Origin of the sequence: Methylobacterium sp. WL18, from assembly GCF_008040015.1 — a bacterium.
Taxonomy (GTDB): Bacteria; Pseudomonadota; Alphaproteobacteria; order Rhizobiales; family Beijerinckiaceae; genus Methylobacterium; species Methylobacterium mesophilicum.
Genome location: NZ_VRVD01000044.1, coordinates 1 through 17,787 on the forward strand (window position 1 = coordinate 1; position 17,787 = coordinate 17,787).

General features: G+C 69.1%; 19 protein-coding genes. 14 read left to right on the forward strand and 5 right to left on the reverse strand.

The window, feature by feature from the left end; all coding sequences use genetic code 11:
- The 6 genes from FV228_RS06585 to FV228_RS06610 all read left to right on the forward strand — a co-directional run.
- Nucleotides 1–252: alanine racemase C-terminal domain-containing protein (locus FV228_RS06585; protein WP_281406472.1), on the forward strand; the 252-nt coding region annotated here is incomplete at its 5' end.
- Nucleotides 253–373: 121 nt separating this feature from the next.
- On the forward strand, nucleotides 374–1,282 hold the full coding sequence (locus FV228_RS06590) for a LysR family transcriptional regulator (RefSeq protein ID WP_147853862.1): 909 nt from the start codon (nucleotides 374–376) through the stop codon (nucleotides 1,280–1,282).
- A gap of 93 nt (nucleotides 1,283–1,375) precedes the next feature.
- Nucleotides 1,376–2,260 carry an NAD(P)-dependent oxidoreductase gene (locus FV228_RS06595; protein ID WP_147853863.1) on the forward strand — a complete coding sequence of 295 codons (885 nt, stop codon included), beginning with the start codon at nucleotides 1,376–1,378 and terminating at the stop codon, nucleotides 2,258–2,260.
- On the forward strand, nucleotides 2,260–3,798 hold the full coding sequence (locus FV228_RS06600; protein WP_147853864.1) for an aldehyde dehydrogenase family protein: 1,539 nt from the start codon (nucleotides 2,260–2,262) through the stop codon (nucleotides 3,796–3,798). The genes FV228_RS06595 and FV228_RS06600 overlap by 1 nt, the downstream gene beginning before the upstream one ends.
- Nucleotides 3,799–3,949: 151 nt before the next feature.
- Nucleotides 3,950–5,311, forward strand: coding sequence for a DUF3100 domain-containing protein (locus FV228_RS06605; protein ID WP_147853865.1), 1,362 nt, complete (start codon nucleotides 3,950–3,952; stop codon nucleotides 5,309–5,311).
- Between the two features lie 99 nt (nucleotides 5,312–5,410).
- On the forward strand, nucleotides 5,411–6,574 hold the full coding sequence (locus tag FV228_RS06610; protein ID WP_147853866.1) for a M20 aminoacylase family protein: 1,164 nt from the start codon (nucleotides 5,411–5,413) through the stop codon (nucleotides 6,572–6,574).
- Nucleotides 6,575–7,371: 797 nt separating this feature from the next.
- On the opposite strand, the gene FV228_RS06620 is transcribed toward FV228_RS06610, so the two are convergent.
- Entirely contained in the window at nucleotides 7,372–8,166 is a 795-nt protein-coding gene (locus tag FV228_RS06620) for a L,D-transpeptidase (protein ID WP_147853867.1), read from the reverse strand.
- A 290-nt stretch (nucleotides 8,167–8,456) separates the two neighbouring features.
- On the opposite strand from FV228_RS06620, the gene FV228_RS06625 reads away from it, so the two are divergent.
- The 5 genes from FV228_RS06625 (at nucleotide 8,457) to FV228_RS06645 (ending at nucleotide 12,781) form a co-directional block, all read left to right on the forward strand.
- On the forward strand, nucleotides 8,457–9,173 hold the full coding sequence (locus FV228_RS06625) for a protein phosphatase CheZ (protein WP_147853868.1): 717 nt from the start codon (nucleotides 8,457–8,459) through the stop codon (nucleotides 9,171–9,173).
- Nucleotides 9,174–9,253: 80 nt separating this feature from the next.
- Nucleotides 9,254–11,320, forward strand: coding sequence for an excinuclease ABC subunit UvrC (uvrC, locus tag FV228_RS06630; RefSeq protein WP_147853869.1), 2,067 nt, complete (start codon nucleotides 9,254–9,256; stop codon nucleotides 11,318–11,320).
- A 73-nt stretch (nucleotides 11,321–11,393) separates the two neighbouring features.
- Entirely contained in the window at nucleotides 11,394–11,993 is a 600-nt protein-coding gene (pgsA, locus tag FV228_RS06635) for a CDP-diacylglycerol--glycerol-3-phosphate 3-phosphatidyltransferase (RefSeq protein WP_187193748.1), read from the forward strand.
- Between the two features lie 38 nt (nucleotides 11,994–12,031).
- Entirely contained in the window at nucleotides 12,032–12,283 is a 252-nt protein-coding gene (gene moaD, locus FV228_RS06640) for a molybdopterin converting factor subunit 1 (protein WP_147853871.1), read from the forward strand.
- A gap of 267 nt (nucleotides 12,284–12,550) precedes the next feature.
- The gene (locus FV228_RS06645; protein ID WP_147853872.1) at nucleotides 12,551–12,781 is read left to right on the forward strand and encodes a hypothetical protein; all 231 of its coding nucleotides are present in this window, start codon (nucleotides 12,551–12,553) and stop codon (nucleotides 12,779–12,781) included.
- A gap of 53 nt (nucleotides 12,782–12,834) precedes the next feature.
- Here the strand turns inward: FV228_RS06645 and FV228_RS06650 are convergent, their stop codons facing one another.
- On the reverse strand, nucleotides 12,835–13,233 hold the full coding sequence (locus tag FV228_RS06650; protein WP_147853873.1) for a BrnA antitoxin family protein: 399 nt from the start codon (nucleotides 13,231–13,233) through the stop codon (nucleotides 12,835–12,837).
- A complete protein-coding gene (locus FV228_RS06655) occupies nucleotides 13,220–13,495 on the reverse strand; it encodes a BrnT family toxin (protein ID WP_147853874.1) in 276 nt (91 codons plus the stop codon). Before FV228_RS06655 ends, FV228_RS06650 begins: the two co-directional genes overlap by 14 nt.
- 214 nt (nucleotides 13,496–13,709) lie before the next feature.
- On the opposite strand from FV228_RS06655, the gene FV228_RS06660 reads away from it, so the two are divergent.
- Nucleotides 13,710–14,408 (forward strand): ribonuclease activity regulator RraA, encoded by a 699-nt coding sequence (locus tag FV228_RS06660; RefSeq protein ID WP_147853875.1) that lies wholly within the window; start codon nucleotides 13,710–13,712, stop codon nucleotides 14,406–14,408.
- Between the two features lie 57 nt (nucleotides 14,409–14,465).
- On the opposite strand, the gene FV228_RS06665 is transcribed toward FV228_RS06660, so the two are convergent.
- Nucleotides 14,466–15,488 (reverse strand): NADP-dependent oxidoreductase, encoded by a 1,023-nt coding sequence (locus tag FV228_RS06665; protein ID WP_147853876.1) that lies wholly within the window; start codon nucleotides 15,486–15,488, stop codon nucleotides 14,466–14,468.
- Nucleotides 15,489–15,645: 157 nt separating this feature from the next.
- On the opposite strand from FV228_RS06665, the gene FV228_RS06670 reads away from it, so the two are divergent.
- Nucleotides 15,646–16,269 carry a TetR/AcrR family transcriptional regulator gene (locus FV228_RS06670; protein WP_246693851.1) on the forward strand — a complete coding sequence of 208 codons (624 nt, stop codon included), beginning with the start codon at nucleotides 15,646–15,648 and terminating at the stop codon, nucleotides 16,267–16,269.
- Nucleotides 16,270–16,453: 184 nt separating this feature from the next.
- On the opposite strand, the gene FV228_RS06675 is transcribed toward FV228_RS06670, so the two are convergent.
- Entirely contained in the window at nucleotides 16,454–17,227 is a 774-nt protein-coding gene (locus FV228_RS06675) for an SDR family oxidoreductase (RefSeq protein ID WP_147853877.1), read from the reverse strand.
- Between the two features lie 190 nt (nucleotides 17,228–17,417).
- On the opposite strand from FV228_RS06675, the gene FV228_RS06680 reads away from it, so the two are divergent.
- Nucleotides 17,418–17,787: flagellar biosynthesis repressor FlbT (locus FV228_RS06680; RefSeq protein WP_147853878.1), on the forward strand; the 370-nt coding region annotated here is incomplete at its 3' end.

The window sequence follows — 17,787 nt, forward strand, 5'->3', positions numbered from 1 at the left end:
GCCTGGGCGGGCGGCGCCGCGCTGCCCATCCTCGGCCGGGTGTCGATGGACAGCATCGTGGTGGATGCCTCCGCGCTTCCGGCCGGGGCGCTGGCCGAGGACGACATGGTCGAGATCATCGGGCCGCACCGCTCCCTGGATGCGGTCGCGGCCGATGCGGGCACCATCGGCTACGAGGTGCTGACCGGTCTGGGCGATCGGTACGAGCGCCGGTACATCCACGGGGCGGACGCCGAAGGCGGTCCGGCGTGAGCGACGGGCGACCGGTCGCGCCGGACGGGCGAAGGTCGATGGGCAGACGGCGTGGTTCGGGCCCGTCGATGCGCGCTCGCGCCTTGATATGCGGGGGGCCAGAGCGCACGCTTACCCGGCGATGAACGATCGAGCGCTGCGATACTTCCTGGCCGTCGTGCGGACCGGCTCCGTGCGGGGCGCCGCGGAAGCGCTCAACGTCGCCGCCTCCGCGGTCAGCCGCCACATCAGCGAGATGGAGGCCGAGTGCGGCGAGAACCTCCTGGAACGCCTACCGCGCGGCGTCGTGCCGACGGAGGCCGGTCGCATCGTCGCCCAGCACGCCCAGCGCCAGGCCGACGAGGCCGCGCTCCTCCAGGACAGCCTCAAACGGCTGCGCGGCGTCCAGCAGGGGACGATCCGGCTGACCTGCGGCGCAGGCTTCCTGGTCGACCTGCTCGATAACGGCCTGGCCAACTTCGTCACGGCCTATCCCGGAATCTCGTTTCAGGTCTCCCTTGGGACCACGGACAGCGTGCTGTCGGCGGTCGCACAGGGCGATACGGATATCGGTCTCGCCTACAACCCGCCCGCCCATCCGGACGTGCGCGGCGTCGTGTCGGCGCGGCAGCCGCTGCTGGCGGTTCTCCCGAAGGATCATCCCCTCGCCGGTTCCTCGACCCCCAAGGGCCTGCGCACCTTCGCCTCCGAGCCGGTCGTCCTGCTTCCCTCCGATCACGGCGTGCGCCAGTTGCTGGGACGCGTCGAGGCCGATGGCGGCTTCCGGCTCGTCGCACGGCTGGAGACCGCGTCCTTCGAGATGCACAGGCGCTTCGTGACGGCGGGATTGGGCGTCGCGTTCCTGCCGCGTTTCGCCGTCGCGGCCGAGTTGCAGACCAACGCGGTCACCGTGATCCCCCTGCTCGACCCGGTCCTGTCCGAGGCGAGCGCACACCTCGTCGTGCGCTCGGGACGGCGGCTGCCGGAAGCGATGGGCCGGCTGCTGGGCTGGCTCACCGAACACCTCGTCGCCTTCCAGCCGCAACGCTGAGTGTTGCCTTAACAAGAACGACTTGTTCGAAAAGCAGTTCTTGTAGCAACCGTATCGGCGATCGATACCATCTCCTAAACGGGAGGTATCGAAATGAATATTGAGACGGTGGGTGTCGTCGGGCTCGGCAATATGGGGCTCGGGATGGCGGCGACCTTGGCTCGCAAGGGCTTCAAGGTCATCGGCTACGACATCAGCGACGCCCGGCGGGCCGCCGTCGAGGCGGCCGGCGTCTCGTTCGTCCCGGACCTGGCCGACGTCCTGCGTCGCGCGGACGCCCTGGTCTTCTCGCTGCCCCTGGCCCGCGATGTCGAGGCCGTGGTCACGGCGGAGGGCGGCTTGCTCTCCCGGACCGACCGGAAGGTCGTCGTCGTCGATACCTCCACCTCGGATCCCGGCACCACCCGGCGGCTTGCGGCCCGCCTCGAACAGGCCGGCCATGCCCTGCTCGACGCGCCGGTGAGCGGAGGCCCCTCGGGGGCCGCCGAAGGCACGTTGACGATGATGGTCGGCGGCTCGGAGGCCGACTACGCCCTGGCCGAGCCGGTGCTGTCGGCGATGTCGGCCCGCGCCCCGCATGTCGGGCCGTCCGGCGCCGGCAACATCGTCAAGCTCGTGAACAACCTCCTCGTCGCCGCCCACCTCGTGACCACGGGCGAGGCGATGCGCCTGTCCGAGGCGGCCGGCCTGTCGGCCGAGGAGGCGATCAAGGTCGTCAACACCGCCACGGGGCGCAGCGCGATCAGCGAGGTGATGTTTCCCCGCTGGATCCTGTCGAACACCTTCGACAGCGGCTTTGCCGCGGGGCTGATGCGCAAGGACGTGCGCCTCGCCATGGAGCTGGCCGCCGAGAGCGGCGCCGACCTGCCGCTGTCCGCCCATGTCGCGCAGATCTGGGCGACCACCCGCGACGCCATCCCGGACGCCGCGGACTTCACCCGCATGGCCGATTACCGCAACACGAACGGAGCGAACTGATGTCGACCAGCGTGCAAGGCGATGCGGCGCAGCGCATCTCGGAACTCCTGTCCGCCCTTTCCCTGGGCGGCCGCATCGGCAGCGTCGTGTCCGGCGAGATCCTCGTGGGAACGGGTGAAACCCTCGACCTCGTGAACCCGGCGGACGGCCGGGTGGTGGCGAGCTTCGCGGATGCCGGCGCGTCCGTCGTGGACGCCGCCATGGCGGCGGCCCGGCCCGCCCAGCGGACCTGGTGGGGCATGACGGCGGCGGCCCGCGGCCGGGCGATGTGGGCGGTGGCCGCCCTGATCCGTCAGAACGCCGACGCGTTGGCCGAGCTGGAGACCCTGTCGGCCGGCAAGCCGATCCGCGACACGCGCGGTGAGGTCGGCAAGGTCGCGGAGATGTTCGAATATTACGCCGGCTGGTGCGACAAGCTGCACGGCGAGGTCATCCCGGTCCCGACCTCGCACCTGAACTACACCCGCGCCGAACCGTTCGGCACCGTGGTGCAGATCACGCCGTGGAACGCCCCGATCTTCACCGCCGGCTGGCAGATCGCCCCGGCCATCTGCGCCGGCAACGCGGTGGTGCTGAAGCCCTCCGAGCTGACGCCGCTGACCTCCCTGGCGCTCGGGATGCTGTGCGACCGGGCCGAGGGGATCCCGCGCGGCCTGGTCTCGGTGCTGGCTGGCGCCGGCCCGACCACCGGGGCGGCGGCCGTCGCCCATGCCGACACGCGGCTCGTGGTGTTCGTCGGCTCGGCCGAGGCCGGGGCGCAGATCGCGGCCGCGGCGGCGCGCAACATCGTGCCGAGCGTGCTCGAGCTCGGCGGCAAGTCGGCCAACATCGTGTTCGCGGATGCCGACCTCGACCGTGCCCTGTTGGGCGCGCAGGCGGCGATCTTCGGCGGTGCCGGGCAGAGCTGCGTCGCCGGCTCGCGCCTCCTCGTCCACCGGTCGGTGCACGCGGATTTCGTGGCGCGGCTGTCCCACGCCGCGGGCCGCATCCCGGTGGGCGCGCCCACCGATCCGACGACGCAGATCGGCCCGATCAACAACCGCCGACAACTTGACAAGATCGCCGCGATGGTGAGCCAGGCTGCGGATGCCGGCGCCCGCGTCGCCGCGGGCGGTGCCTGTCCGGCCAACCTGCGGGACACCGGCGGCTTCTACTTCGGTCCGACGGTGGTCGACGGCGTGACGCCCGATGCGGCGATCGCCCAGGACGAGGTGTTCGGCCCGGTCCTGACCGTCCTGCCGTTCGAGACCGAGGACGAGGCGGTCGAGATCGCCAACGCCACGCCGTACGGCCTCGCCGGCGCGGTCTGGACGAACGATGTCGGCCGCGCCCACCGCGTCGCCGCCGCCGTCCGGGCCGGGACGTTCTGGGTCAACGGCTACAAGACGATCAACGTCGCCTCGCCCTTCGGCGGGTTCGGCCGCTCCGGCTTCGGCAGGTCCTCGGGGCGCGAGGCGCTGATGGCCTACACCCAGACCAAGAGCGTGTGGGTCGAGACCGCAGCCCAACCCGGCGTCGCCTTCGGCTACGTGGGCTGAGCCGGACAGCGGCCGCCCATACGCGCTGCCGCCAGACAGACGCTTTCGTCGCCCCGCGGGCCCCTCACGAGGTCCGCGGGAGCCGATGGCGGCGCAAAAACAACAATCAGAACCAGAAGCGCCGCGACCGATCGCAGGGAGGACAACAGCCATGGCACAGGAAGCAATCCATCGAGGGCCGATCCCAGTCGGGTCCGCCCCGGCCGAGAGACCGAGCCGCGTCCGCCTGTTCCTGATCGCCCTGGTCATCGTCGTCATCGCCGAGGCCATCGGCAACATCAACATCCCCGTCGGGACCGGAAAGATCGTCCTGCTGCCCCTGCTCTGGGCCCTCCTGCTCGGCGGAACCCTCGGTCTGGCGAGCCCCCGGCTCCCGGCCTTCCTGCGCCTGCGATCCTCGACGCAATCGGCCGCGGCCGCCTTCCTGCAGCCGGCCCTCCTCGTCTTCATCGCGAAGCTCGGCCTGCTGGTCGGCGGCTCGCTGCCGAAGATCTTCGCGTCGGGATGGTCGCTCGTGTTCCAGGAGTTCGGCCACTTCTTTGGCACCATGGTGTTCGGCCTTCCGATCGCCCTCCTCCTCGGCATCAAGCGGGAGGCCATCGGCGCGACCTTCTCGGTCGGCCGGGAGCCGAGCCTGGCCATCATCGGCGAGCGCTACGGGATGGATTCCCCCGAGGGGCGCGGCGTGCTCGCGGAATACCTCACCGGGACAGTGTTCGGGGCGGTCTTCATCGCCGTCCTGGCCGGCCTCATCGCCAGCCTGAACATCTTCAATCCCCTCGCGCTCGCCATGGGGGCCGGCGTCGGATCCGGCAGCATGATGGCCGCCGCGTCGGGGGCCATCGCGGCGCAGCAGACCCCCGAGGTGGCCAAGGATGTCGCCACCTTCGCGGCGGCGAGCAACCTGATTACCACGACCATCGGAACCTACTTCACGCTATTCCTGTCGCTGCCCTTCACGATCTGGGCCTACGGCAAGCTCGAACCGATCCTCGGACGCAACCGCCCCAACACGGTCCGGGAGCCCTCGGCCGTCGCCGTGACCCCGGCGCATGAGGAAACGACGATCGGGTTCGCCGAGATGCTGGTGGCGTGGCTGCTGATCGGCGCCTACGGGCTCATCGGCAACTATCTGACCTACGGCGTGATCCCCGACGCCGCCGTCGTGGGCGGGATGGCGATCATCATCGGGGTCGTGATCCTCGGCTGGGGCCTCTACGTGCTCTCGGCGCGGAAGCTTCCCGCGGTGATCTGGGTCTCCCTGATCGGCATGGCGCTGACCTATCCGGCGATGCCGTACGCGGCCGAGATCGCCGCGCTGACCGGCAAGATCAACTTCCTCGCCCTGGCCACCCCAATCCTGACGTTCGCCGGCCTGTCCATAGCCAAGGACATCCCCGCCTTCCGGCAATTGGGTTGGCGCATCGTCGTGGTTTCGTTCATGGCGAATGCCGGTACGTTCCTGGGCGCGACCCTGATCGCGCAGTTCTGGATGCATGTGCCGGTGACGTGAGACATGGTTCGATCCGCCGCCGGGCCGGGCTCGGTGGCGGATCGACCGACGCGCAGGGATGGCCGGACTTGGACCTGTGACGGCCAGGGAGCGAACGGCATGAGCATAGACGCGGACATCCTCGATCGCATGCTCGCCTGGCGGCGCGACCTGCACGCCCACCCGGAGCTCGCCTTCGCGGAGGTCCGCACCGCGGATCTCGTCGCACGCGAACTCGCCGCCTCCGGCTTCGAGGTCCATCGGGGCCTGGGCCGGACGGGCGTCGTCGGGACGCTGCGACGGGGGGAAGGCCCGGCCATCGGCCTGCGCGCCGACATGGACGCCCTGCCCATCCACGAGGCGACCGGCCTGCCCTACGCCTCCACAAATCCGGGTGTGATGCATGCCTGCGGGCATGACGGGCATGTCGCGATGCTGCTCGGCGCCGCCAGCCAGCTCGCCCGCGTGGAAGACCTGCGCGGCACGGTCCGGGTCATCTTCCAACCGGCCGAGGAATGCGAGGGCGGCGGCCGGGCGATGGTCGAGGACGGCCTGTTCCGGATGTTCCCCTGCGACACGGTCTGGGGCCTGCATAACTGGCCAGGATTACCGCTCGGAGCCTTCGCCACCACCCCGGGCCCGATCATGGCCTCCCTCGACACGTTCGAGATCCGCGTCAGGGGCTCGGGGACGCACGCCGCCATGCCGGAGCGGGGCATCGACACGCTGGTGATCGCCTCCGAGACGGTTCTGGCCCTGCAGACCATCGTCAGCCGCCGGATCGCTCCGCTCGATCCCGCGGTGGTGAGCATCACCCAGATCCACGGCGGCGACGCCTGGAACGTGATCCCGGACCTCGCCACGATCCGGGGGACCGTCCGCTGCCTCTCCGAGAGCGTGCGCGGGACGGTCGCGGCGCTCATCACGGAGATCGCCACGGGCACCGCCCGCACGCATGGCGGCGCCGCCGAGGTCGATTACCACACCGGATATCCCGCGACGGTCAACGCCCCGGACGCCGTCCCACTCGCGCTCGCCGCCGCGTCCCGGGTCCCGGCCATACCGGCGCGGCATGGTGACGTCGCGCCGTCGATGGCCTCGGAGGACTTCGCCTACATGCTGCAGGCCTGCCCCGGCGCCTACGTCTGGCTCGGCACCGACGGCGCCGAGCCCGGCCGGCCGCTTCACAATCCTGGATACGACTTCAACGACGACGCCCTGCCCATCGGGGCCGCCTATTGGGTGGCCCTGGCGACCGGCGTCCTCGAAGCGGCCCGTGCGTAAGATCGCCGGTGCTTCAGGGATCGACGCCCGCGTCTGCGAAGGTGCCGAGCGGCGTCGCAGGCTTGGGATGGGTGGAGCTGTCGATGTCGGGCCCCAAGCACGCGTCCGCGTCTCTGGTTCGACCGATGGAAAGCAGACAGACAGAAAGCCAACCATCGCAGAGCCCGTGTGAGATCCTCCGCCGGCCGTCCCCATCTGTCTCGTGGGCAAACACGAAGTTCGTCTGGCGGGTAGTCCGGCGGTAAAGCCAGCGCGCCGGAGGCTGCCTGGATTACTCGGCACTTGCGGGGTGGGTCGCGCCTGGCGAATGCTGCCAGCGGGCTTTCTGCCGAGGCGCACGGTCTCCGGCAGGTTTCGGCGCTGGATCGAGCGGAGGCTGTTCGAAGTCCTGATGCAGGCATCGGCCCACCGCCAGCCGCGCGATCGCTGACGTCATTCTACGCCGCGGCCGGCGATCGGGGATACCCAGCGCCCGCGATCTCCGACGCAGACCGGCTCCCAGACGGTTCACGTCGAGCATCAAGCATGCGGCTCTGAGGCATGGTTCAGGCTGCAGGCCTGTTCCTCACCGTGGCCAAGAAGGCACCGCCGCGCACCCCTGCGAGGATCGCGCTTCGCCTGCCCCCTTTCGTCGGCGCAGGTCCGAAGTCAGCGTATCGTCGGCCTGGAGGGCCGAAAAACTCGAAGCTTCAGTGGCCTCTTGAACAGTCACGTTCCCGTTTCTCGAAGCTTTTTACAGACCCGACAAACCTGGTGCGCCCGCGCCGACAGGATTCCCGCGCCGGCGGACACGCGGGCTACAGAACCTCGACCCGGGTGCCCACCGGAACACGATCGTAGAGATCCACGACATCCTCGTTCATCATCCGGATGCAGCCCGAGGAGACCGATTGGCCGATGGTGCCCGGCTCGTTGGTGCCGTGGATGCGGTAGAGCGAGGAGCCGAGATAGAGCGCCCGCGCGCCCAGCGGGTTCTCGGGGCCGCCCGCCATGTGCCGCGGCAGGTCGGGGCGGCGGGCGAGCATCTCGGCCGGCGGCGTCCAGTCCGGCCACTCGGCCTTGCGGCTGACGGTCTTGAGGCCGCTCCAGGCGAAGCCCGGGCGACCCACGCCGATCCCGTAGCGCAGCGCCCGCTGCCCGGGCTGGACGAGGTAGAGGTGCCGGGCGGAGGTGTCGATCACGATCGTCCCGGGCCGCTGCGGCCCCGCGAAGGCGACCTCCTGGCGGCGGTATTCCGGGCCGACCTCCCGGGCGATGCGGCCCGGATCCCCCTGCGACGCGCCGTAGGCTTGCGGTGCACCGTAGGCCTGCGGCGGCAGAACCTGCCGCGACATGTCCTGAAGGGGCTCGGGTTCGGCGGGCAGCAGCTCGCCCGAATAGGCCGCGACACGCTGGGGAACCGCGTCGCGCTGCGGACGGCTCCGGGTCCCTCCCCCGGCCTGCCCGGTCATGAGGTACTCGATCAGTCCGCCGCCATAGCCGCCGCCATAGCCGCCGCCTTCGGCGTAGCGCGACGGCTGCGCGGAAACCGGGGCGGACAGCGTCACGGTCGCCAGGACCGCACACAGAGCCAGACGGACCGAACCACGCATCGTCGATGCTTCCTGCAGGAGGGCTGACAGCCCCGATTCGCGCAGTGATCCACCCGCATCCGCGCGTTCCGGTGAATCAACATGGTGAATCGGCCGGCCGGCCCGGCGCCCTCCCCGGCCGCGCGAGATTAGCGTGAATCGCTAGTAAATCGCAGCGGCTCACAACCTCCGATAGGTTAAACGGGCGCGCCGGACAGGAATCGCCGGCCGGCAAGCTTGGCAGTCACAGTCCGCTAACCGATTGTGGTAGACAGTTCGAACGACCGATCCTGAAGGCTCACGCCCCGACGATGACCCAGAAGCGCTATCGCATCGAAGACAGCCTCGGGCTCCCCGCGGTTTTACCCATCGCTCCCGATCCAGGCGTCTCGAACGACCGGCTGGACGAGATCCTCAGCGCGATCATGGATCTGCGGCGCATCACCCAGATGAGCGCCGACGAGACGATCGAGACGTGCCGCCGCGAGCTGCACGACGCCTTGGCGATGCGCTCCGAACTCGACCTGATGAAGGAGGCGATCACCCGGACCAAGTCCGAGCTGGCGACGCTCCACCGGTCGGAGAACAGCGGCAAGGGCATGCGCCGGGCGGCGGACGAGCTCGACGCGGTGGTCGAATCGACCGAGCGCGCCACGACGCAGCTGCTCAACGCGGTCGAGGAGATCGAGTCGAATGCCGGCATGCTCTACACGGCGAACTTGCCGCCGGGCATGAAGCAGCACGTCGACATCATCCAGGAGCGGGTGATCTCGGCCTACGAGGCCTGCAACTTCCAGGATCTGACAGGCCAACGGATCAACAAGATCGTCGGCGTGATGAAGTTCATCGAGGAGCACCTCGATCGACTGATCGCCGCCTGGACGCAGCTCGACAGCTTCCGCGACCTCATCACCGTCATGCCGGTCTCGACCGCGCTGGACGACGAGAGCAGCCTGCTCAACGGGCCGAAGCTCGACGACGATCCGGGGCACGTCGACCAGAACGACATCGACTCGCTGTTCGACTGAGACGGCCGCGCAGGCTCGGCCCGGCAATTTTGTCGGCCGACCCGGTGCCGCTCGGCGCCGGGAACGCTTAGATCTGCGGTATGAACCGCAGAGCCCTCTCAGACCTGCCCCCCGATACCTTCGACGACGGCCGCGACGCCGAGCGCGAAGAGAGCGCTGGCGAGTCCGAGGCCGCGCTGTCCGCCGAGGATGCGCCGGAGATCGATTTCGATTTCGACCCCGGCGCGGTCCAGGCCGGCACCGAGGTGATCCGCCGGTTCTGGTCGACGCTGCCGAACGCGCCCGGCGTCTACCGGATGTTCGACCATCGGGGCGACGTCCTCTACGTCGGCAAGGCCAAGAACCTGAAGGCGCGGGTCGGCTCCTACGCGCGGGGCCAGGCGCACTCGAACCGCATCGCCCGGATGATCTCCCAGACGGCGGCGATGGAGTTCGTCACCACCGCCACCGAGACCGAGGCGCTGCTCCTCGAAGCCAACCTGATCAAGCAGCTCAAGCCCCGCTTCAACGTGCTGATGCGGGACGACAAGTCGTTCCCCTACATCCTGGTCACCGCCGACGGCCCGGCGCCGCAGATCGTGAAGCACCGCGGCGCACGGCGCCGGAAGGGCAATTACTATGGCCCCTTCGCCAGCGTCTGGGCGGTCAACCGGACGGTCAACGCGCTGCAGCGCGCCTTCCTGCTGCGCACCTGCACCGACAGCTACTACGAGAACCGCAGCCGGCCCTGCCTGCTCTATCAGATCAAGCGCTGCTCCGGCCCCTGCACCGGGGAGATCGGCACCGACGACTACGCCGCCATGGCGGATGCGGCCCGGGCGTTCCTGGCGGGCAAGTCCAACGCCGTGAAGGACCGGATGCGCACCGAGATGCAGGAGGCGTCCGAGGCCCTCGAATTCGAGCGCGCCGCCCGTTACCGGGACCGGATCGCCGCGCTCTCGGCCATCCAGGGGGTGCAGGGGGTCAACACCCAGGGCGTCGAGGAGGCCGACGTCTTCGCCCTCGACGAGCAGGCCGGCCAGTTCTGCATCGAGGTGTTCTTCTTCCGCAACTTCCAGAACTGGGGCAACCGCGCCTACTTCCCGAAGGCCGACCGGACCATGACTCCCGAGGAGGTGCTCGGCTCGTTCATCAGCCAGTTCTACGACGACAAGCCCGCGCCCCGCACGGTGCTGACCAGCCACCCGATCGAGGATGCCGAACTGGTCGCGGCCGCGCTTTCGAGCCGGGTCGACTACCGCGTCGAGATCCACCGGCCGAGCCGCAGCGAGCGGAGGAACCTCGTCGAGTACGCCCAGCGCAACGCCAAGGAGGCGCTCGCCCGGCGGCTGGCCGACACCGCCTCGCAGGGCAAGTTGCTCACGGCCCTGGGGCAGGCCTTCGGCATGGACCGGACGCCGCGGCGGATCGAGGTCTACGACAACTCGCACATCATGGGCACGAACGCGGTGGGCGGGATGATCGTGGCCGGGCCGACCGGGTTCATGAAGACGCATTACCGCACGTTCAACATCAAGTCGGAGGAACTCACCCCGGGGGACGATTACGGCATGATGCGCGAGGTCCTGCAGCGGCGGTTCAAGCGCCTGGTCAAGGAGGCGCCGCGCACCGAGCGCGAGGCTGCGGCGGCAGGCGTCGAGGACGGCGCTCCGGAGCTGCCCCCCGTGCCCGCGGAGGATGGCGAAGCGTTTCCCGCCTGGCCGGATCTGGTCCTCATCGACGGCGGCAAGGGTCAGCTCGACGCGGCCCGCACGGCGCTCGACGAGATCGGCGTGAAAGACGTCCCGCTGATCGGCATCGCCAAGGGTCGCGACCGCGATGCCGGGCGTGAGACGTTTTTCGTGCCCGGCCGGCCGCCGTTCAAGCTTCCGCCGCGCGACCCGACGCTCTACTTCGTACAGCGGCTGCGAGACGAGGCCCACCGCTTCGCCATCGGCAGCCACAGGGCCAAGCGCAAGCGTGAGATGGTGAAGAATCCCTTGGACGAGATTGCCGGCATCGGACCCAGCCGCAAGCGCGCGCTGCTGCATCATTTCGGAACCGTGAAGGCGATCGAGCGAGCCGCCTTCGAGGACCTGGCCAAGACCCCCGGGGTGAACGCCGCGACCGCGCGCGCGGTCTACGATTTCTTCCATGCCGGCGCCTGAGGATCCCGCCGTCACGGCCGTGCCCGCGGCCGAGACGTTGACGCCCGGGCCCGGCTCTGATTTCACCCCGGCGATGAACACCGTCCTTCCCCGACGACGGTCGCCAGCCTGGACGCTCGCGAATTGCCTGACCTACGGGCGCCTCGTCGCGGTGCCGGTGATGGTCGCGTTGCTGTTCTGGCCCGACTCGCACACCGCGCGTTGGACCGCGCTCGGCGTCTTCGTGGCGGCGGCGATCACCGACTATCTCGATGGCTATGTCGCGCGGACCTACCACCAGAGTTCCGCGCTCGGCCGTATGCTCGATCCGATCGCCGACAAGCTGCTGGTCTCGGCCTGCCTGCTGATGCTTGCTGCCGACCATACCATCGTCGGCTCGTCGGTCTGGGCGGCGATCGTGATCCTGTGCCGTGAGGTGCTGGTCTCGGGCCTGCGCGAGTACCTCGCCGAGTTGAAGGTTGGCGTGCCGGTCAGCAAGATCGCCAAGTGGAAGACGACGGTGCAGCTCGTGGCGCTCGGCTTCCTGGTGGCCGGGCCTGCGGGCGAGCGGGTCCTGCCCGGGACGGAGCCGATCGGCCTCGCGCTGCTCTGGATCGCGGCCGCCCTCACGCTCTGGACCGGCTGGGACTATATGAGGGCCGGGATCAAGCATGTGATCGACGACCCGCGCTGAACGGGCGGCCGCCGATCCCCTTCCGGCACGGTGTTGCGATGAAGCTCGTCTATTTCGCCTGGGTCCGCGAGCGAATCGGCCGCGCCGAAGAGGAGCTGGCGCCCCCTCCGGAGGTCGCCACCGTGACCGATCTGGTCGCCTGGCTGCGTGGCCGCGGCGAGGAATACGCCTACGCGTTCGAGGATCCGGGGGTGGTCCGGGCGGCCATCGACCGGACCCATGCCAAGCCCGACGCGCAGATCGCGGGCGCCGCCGAGATCGCGTTCTTCCCGCCGATGACCGGCGGCTGAGCCCCCGGCACGTAGTCCGCCGACCTTGAATGCGAGCCCGTCCCGGGGTCCTTTGGGGGGGTCGCTCCGGCTGCGTTCCAAGCCGAACGACGTGTGGGCCGAGCCGCGTTCGCTTACGGGTTCGGCCCGCTTTCCGGCCCCCTCCGCCCGTTGGATCGCCGGCGTTCGGCCGCCACGGCATGGCCCGAGCCGTCCACCACAAATTGCGGAACGCTCAAGCTGGAGCCGCCGTTACTCGGGACCGAAATCGAAAACCGGAGTTTTCGTATGCGCCAGATGTTCCTCGCCACCGCCGCCCTGCTCAGCCTTGGCGCCGCCGCCCAAGCCCAGACCACCGTGATCGAGCGCGACCGTCCCGCCGTGGTGGTCGATCGTCCGGCCTCCGAGTCGAAGTCCGTCACCGTTCACGATCACGGTGACGGCTGCGTCACCAAGACGGTGCGCAAGGAGGACGAGATGGGTGATTCCAAGACCGTGAAGAAGGAGACCTGCGACTGAGGCAGGCCCCGCCCCCGGACGGTTCTCCGTCCGGGCTTCCGCTGTGAGCGTCGTCACCGAGAGGTCCGGCGCTTCGGCGATGGCGCGGATCGTTCCCGCCGGTTGTCCTCACGGTTTGTGCGTTTCACCCCGGCTACCTCGGTCTCAGGCCGTAGCCCGGCCGCCAAAGCCTTGTTCATACGCGTCTGCCAGCCGGGGCCCCGGGCTTTGTATGCGGCCAGCACATCCGGCGGTACACGCAGCGAGACGGGGACGGCCTTCGCCGCGTCCTTGGGCCGTCCGGTGTGCTTCAGGAAGGTCTCCGCCATCTCAGGCGGCATCCCGTGTGGACCGGAACGGGCTGAAGCCAATTCGGCCTCGGTCAAAGGGGGATTATCGGAGACCTCATCCCAATCGGCCTGGGTGTACGCTTCGGTCGGGGTGTAACCCGGCGCATTCTCAGCCTTCGGCATAGCGGGCTTTCTCCTTCGCGTTAGCCAGCCGCACGCTGACGACATCGATCGCCTCGGAGCCAAGTGGGGAGACGATGGCGACTACGACGGTCTGGCCGTGCCAACTGCCGATCAGCTTGAACCGTTTGCGCCCAGTGCGGCTGGACTTGGTCATGATGGTCAGAAAGCGGTCGAAACTGAACGCCATCTCGAACTCGGCGAGATCGATGCCGTGCTTGGCGATGTTCGCCTGCCGCTTGGGCTGACCGTAAGTGAAACGCACGCTGTCAGTATATACAGAAACCGCGATTCAGGCCAGTGGTTCCGTCGATACGATCGACCTTCGCGGAGGGGTGATACGCCCTGCGCACGTGACCGTCATTTCTGTAGGCGTCCGACACTGCGGATGCTGGATGGACGACATTGGGTGCGATGGCATCTAGGATGCGGGAAGATTGGCTCGCGTGAGAGCCGCACCAGCCGGGAAGGATATGCGGATGTCGAGCGACGCTCAGGTCGTCGAGGTGCTCTCGAAGGTCACCACCGCCACGATCACCACGATCCTGCTGAAGAAGGGTCTTCGCAACATCTGGCTGCGGGGCACCCGTCCGCTGCGGCCCGGCCAGCCCCGGATCGTCGGCCGGGCCTTCACGTTGCGGTTCGTCCCGGCCCGCGAGGATCTCGCCACGCCGGAATCCTGGTCGTCGCCGATCTCGACCCGGGCGGCGATCGAGGCGATGCCGGAGGGCTGCATCGCGGTGGTGGACGCGCTGGGCGTGACCGATGCCGGCATCTTCGGCGACATCCTGTGCGCCCGGATGGCCAAGAAGGGCGTGGCTGCCCTGGTCACCGATGGTGTGGTGCGCGACGTCGCGGGCGTCCTGGGGACCGGATTGCCGGTCTGGTGCCAGGGCGCGGCGGCTCCGCCCTCCGTGGCCGGCCTGACTTTCGTGGCCTGGCAGCAGCCGATCGCCTGCGGCGGCGTCGCCGTGTTCCCCGACGACCTGATCGTGGTGGATGAGGACGGCGCCGTGCTGATTCCGGCCGCGCTCATCGAGACGGTGATGGAACTCGCCCCCGAGCAGGAGCGCTTCGAGGGTTGGCTCATGGAGGAGGTCGGCAAGGGCGCCGCGCTTCCGGGCCTCTATCCGCCGAACGCCGAGAACAAGGCACGCTACGAGGCCAGCAAGGGCTGACCCACCGCGCCTTCCCCGCCGAAGCGTCGGCGGGGATGCCCCGTGACGGGCGCGCGGTCAAAGCGCCACCAGGACGACGCCCCTGAGCCGGCCTTCGCAGGCGTCGTGCAAGGCGCGGGGCGCCTGCTCCAGCCCGGTCACCGTCGTGCCGGCAAAATGGAGACCGGCGTCGCGCTGCCAGGCGATCCAGGCCGGGAATGCCGCGGCGCTGTCGCGATCGGCACTGTAGCCGCGCAGGGTGACGTCCCTGAGGATCAGCTGGAACGAGTCGAGCTCCACCGGCGCGACGATGATGGCGCCCGCAGCGTTCAGCTCGGCGGTCAGCGCGCCGAGCAGGACGAACCGCGCACCGTCGCGCGCGGCCTCTGCTGCAGCTGCCAGCTGTTCGCCGCCGACCATGTCGACGAACACGTCCACGCCGTCCGGAGCGGCCGCCTTCAACTGATCCACGATCGGGCCTGCGCCGCGCAGGATCACCGCGTCATAGCCGAGCTCGTCCGTCATCCATTCCGCTTTGCCCTGAGTGCTGGTGCTGCCGATCACCCGCGTCGCGCCGAGCTTGCGGGCGATCTGTCCGGCCATCGATCCGATCGCACCCGCCCCGCTCGACACGAACACCGTATCGCCCGGGCGTACCGTGACGCCCCGGGTCAGGGCCGCGTAGGCCGTCCAGCCATGGCCGAGATAAGCCGCCGGCTCGATCGGGGCCGGACCGAGCGCGACGCACCGTCCGGCATCGACGACCGCGTAATCCCGCCACCCCAGGGGATGCGAGACATACGCGCCAACCGCGAACCCGCTCCCGGGCGGGCTGGTGACGACCTGGCCGATCGCGCCGTCCGCCAGCGCGTCGCCGGGCTTCAACGCTGGAAACGGAATGCCTTCGACCGCCTGCGCATCCGGGTTGGCCATGAGCCGGGTCGAAATGGAGATCCGGAACCAGCGATTGCGGACCACGAGATCGTTCGGGCCGATGTCCGGCAAGGCCGTTTCAACGATCGCCAAGTCGCCGGGCTGGATCATCCCGTCGGGGTACGTCCGCAGCCGGACCTCGCGGCACCGTTCGATTGTCCTGTCCATGGCACGTCCCCGGGGCGCGATCCGCGTCCGCCGGGCCCACGCGTCCCGGGCGGCGCCGCGTCATCCATCTAACAAATGACTGGCGGTCAGTCAATTGAATCGCTGCTCTCATCCGGCGGCGCCCCTTCCCATCCCCGCGATAACCCGTCAGGCAGACGTGAGCGCCCCCCTTCCCGAGACCGCTTCCGTGCCGACCAAGACCAAGCCCAGGACCAGACCGCCGGAAGAGCGGCGCGAGGACCTGATGAACGCGGCCGAGCGCCTGTTCATCGACCAGGGATTTGCGTCCACCACCGTCGAGCAGATCACGACCCGGGCAGGCATGGCGAAGGGCAGTTTCTACCTGCACTTCGCCTCCAAGGAGGCCGTGGCGGGAGGTCTGCGCCAACGGTTCGTCGACACCTTGCTCCAAGCCATCGAGGCGGAGGTCGAACGCCGGGCCGACGGGGATTGGACCGGCCGGCTAGCCGCTTGGGTCACGGCCTGCAGCCGGGGATACGCTACATCGGTGCGCCTGCACGAGATCGTGTTCACCGATGTGCCGCCGCCGAGCCAGGACGGCCTGACCGACAACATCCTGATCGATCATCTCGCGGGATTGCTCGGCGATGGCAGCGACGCGAAAGCCTGGGCGATCGCGGATGCGCGCTTCACGGCTGCGTTCCTGTTCAACGCGCTCCACGGTGTCGTCCTGGGGGCCGCCAGGACCGGGCGGGCGGACGCGATCTCGTCCCAGGTGGTGGATCATTGCTTCCGGGTCGTCGGCATTGCGCCCGCCTGATCGTCCGTCTGCAGATTCGGCGCGCTATCGGCTCCGTCTGCGATCGCCACCCATCAACGAGACCAGTCAGCCAACGCCGTCCCGGGAGGAGCTGTCCCGTTCGGACGTTTCAACCCTATCCTGATCCGCCGGGGCTCGGTGAACGTTAGCTTGGCAGCCCAAGATGGCCGCTTCTTCAAAAGCCTCAGCGCCAGCCGGCGTCGATGAAGTAATTGTGCCCCGTGCACATCCGGGCGTCGTCCGAGGCGAGGAACAGCACCAGGGCGGCGACGTCGGAGGGTTGGATCCGGCCGTCCAGGCACTGCGACGCGACGATCTCGGCCTCGCCCTCCGGGGTGTACCAGCGCTCCTGGCGGGGTGTCTGGACGTTGCCGGGCACGATGGCCGAGACCCGGATGCCGTCGCGACCGAGATCCCGGGCCAGCGCCCGGGTCATCCCCTCGATGGCGGCCTTCGCGGTCTGGTAGAGCGGCATGTCCTCGAGGCCGAGGTGCCAGCTGATCGAGCCGAAGTTCAGGATCACGCCGCCGCCCGCCCGGCGCATCGCCGGCACGGCGGCCTGCGCGGCGAAGAACAGGTGACGCAGGTTGACCGCCATCCGGTCGTCCCAGTAGGCGGGCGTCACGTCCGCGATCGTGTGGCGGTCGTCGTTGCCGGCGTTGTTGACCAGCACGTCGAGGCCGCCGAATTCCGTTTCCACCTCCGCCACCAGGGAGCGGACGGCCTCGACATCGGTGAGGTCGCAGCGGCGGTAGACCGGCGGGTGCGCGGCCCCGGGGGCGAGCCGCGCCACCAGGGCGTGTGCCGGCTCGTCGGCTATGTCGCAGAACGCGACGCGGGCGCCCTGGGCGACGAAGGCTTCGACCAAGCCTTCACCGATTCCCGAGGCGCCGCCCGTCACGAGCACGCGTTTTCCGCGCAGGGACGGGTAGATGGCGCGCGTCGTGGAAGAGGTCATCGGCAATTCTCCGAAGGCTGAGGCGCCGCATCGTCGCGAGCGACGCGAAAGGACTTCGAAGAATCGACGTTCCGCGCCGCGCGACAATCCTGTCCGGATCATCGGCCGCGTCAACGGCGGTCGGCCGCCATTGTCCAAACGTTAACGCATTCCGAATCAGATCGGCGCGTCTTCTAGAAAGGAACACGCGATGCCCCTGCGCCTGGAACTGAAACCGCTCGAGCGGCTGATCATCAACGGCGCGCTGATTCGCAACGGCGACCGGCGCTCGACCTTCCTGATCGAGACGCAGTGCAAGTTCCTGCGCGAGAGCGAGATCATCACCGAGAGCGAGGCCGACACGGCCTGCAAGCAGATTCACCTGACCCTGACGGTGATCTACTTGGCGGACGACCCGGCCGCGAGCATCGACCTGTTCTTCCGACAGGCCGGGGAGCTGATCCGGCTGGCGCCGGCGGCGGCGCCGCAGGTCGCCGCCATCGCGGAGGCGGTCGAGGCGGGTTCGTTCTACCCGGCGATCAAGCTGGGCCGGAAGCTCGTCGAGTGGGAGGGCGCGGCGT

Coding starts and splice junctions, on each gene's coding strand:
- FV228_RS06650 (WP_147853873.1), bottom strand. CDS start 13,233: ATGCCGAAGGCTGAGAATGCGCCGGGTTACACCCCGACCGAAGCGTAC.
- FV228_RS06645 (WP_147853872.1), top strand. CDS start 12,551: ATGCGCCAGATGTTCCTCGCCACCGCCGCCCTGCTCAGCCTTGGCGCC.
- FV228_RS06625 (WP_147853868.1), top strand. CDS start 8,457: ATGACCCAGAAGCGCTATCGCATCGAAGACAGCCTCGGGCTCCCCGCG.
- FV228_RS06605 (WP_147853865.1), top strand. CDS start 3,950: ATGGCACAGGAAGCAATCCATCGAGGGCCGATCCCAGTCGGGTCCGCC.
- uvrC (WP_147853869.1), top strand. CDS start 9,254: ATGAACCGCAGAGCCCTCTCAGACCTGCCCCCCGATACCTTCGACGAC.
- FV228_RS06590 (WP_147853862.1), top strand. CDS start 374: ATGAACGATCGAGCGCTGCGATACTTCCTGGCCGTCGTGCGGACCGGC.
- FV228_RS06610 (WP_147853866.1), top strand. CDS start 5,411: ATGAGCATAGACGCGGACATCCTCGATCGCATGCTCGCCTGGCGGCGC.
- FV228_RS06665 (WP_147853876.1), bottom strand. CDS start 15,488: ATGGACAGGACAATCGAACGGTGCCGCGAGGTCCGGCTGCGGACGTAC.
- pgsA (WP_187193748.1), top strand. CDS start 11,394: ATGAACACCGTCCTTCCCCGACGACGGTCGCCAGCCTGGACGCTCGCG.
- FV228_RS06675 (WP_147853877.1), bottom strand. CDS start 17,227: ATGACCTCTTCCACGACGCGCGCCATCTACCCGTCCCTGCGCGGAAAA.
- moaD (WP_147853871.1), top strand. CDS start 12,032: ATGAAGCTCGTCTATTTCGCCTGGGTCCGCGAGCGAATCGGCCGCGCC.
- FV228_RS06660 (WP_147853875.1), top strand. CDS start 13,710: ATGTCGAGCGACGCTCAGGTCGTCGAGGTGCTCTCGAAGGTCACCACC.
- FV228_RS06595 (WP_147853863.1), top strand. CDS start 1,376: ATGAATATTGAGACGGTGGGTGTCGTCGGGCTCGGCAATATGGGGCTC.
- FV228_RS06620 (WP_147853867.1), bottom strand. CDS start 8,166: ATGCGTGGTTCGGTCCGTCTGGCTCTGTGTGCGGTCCTGGCGACCGTG.
- FV228_RS06600 (WP_147853864.1), top strand. CDS start 2,260: ATGTCGACCAGCGTGCAAGGCGATGCGGCGCAGCGCATCTCGGAACTC.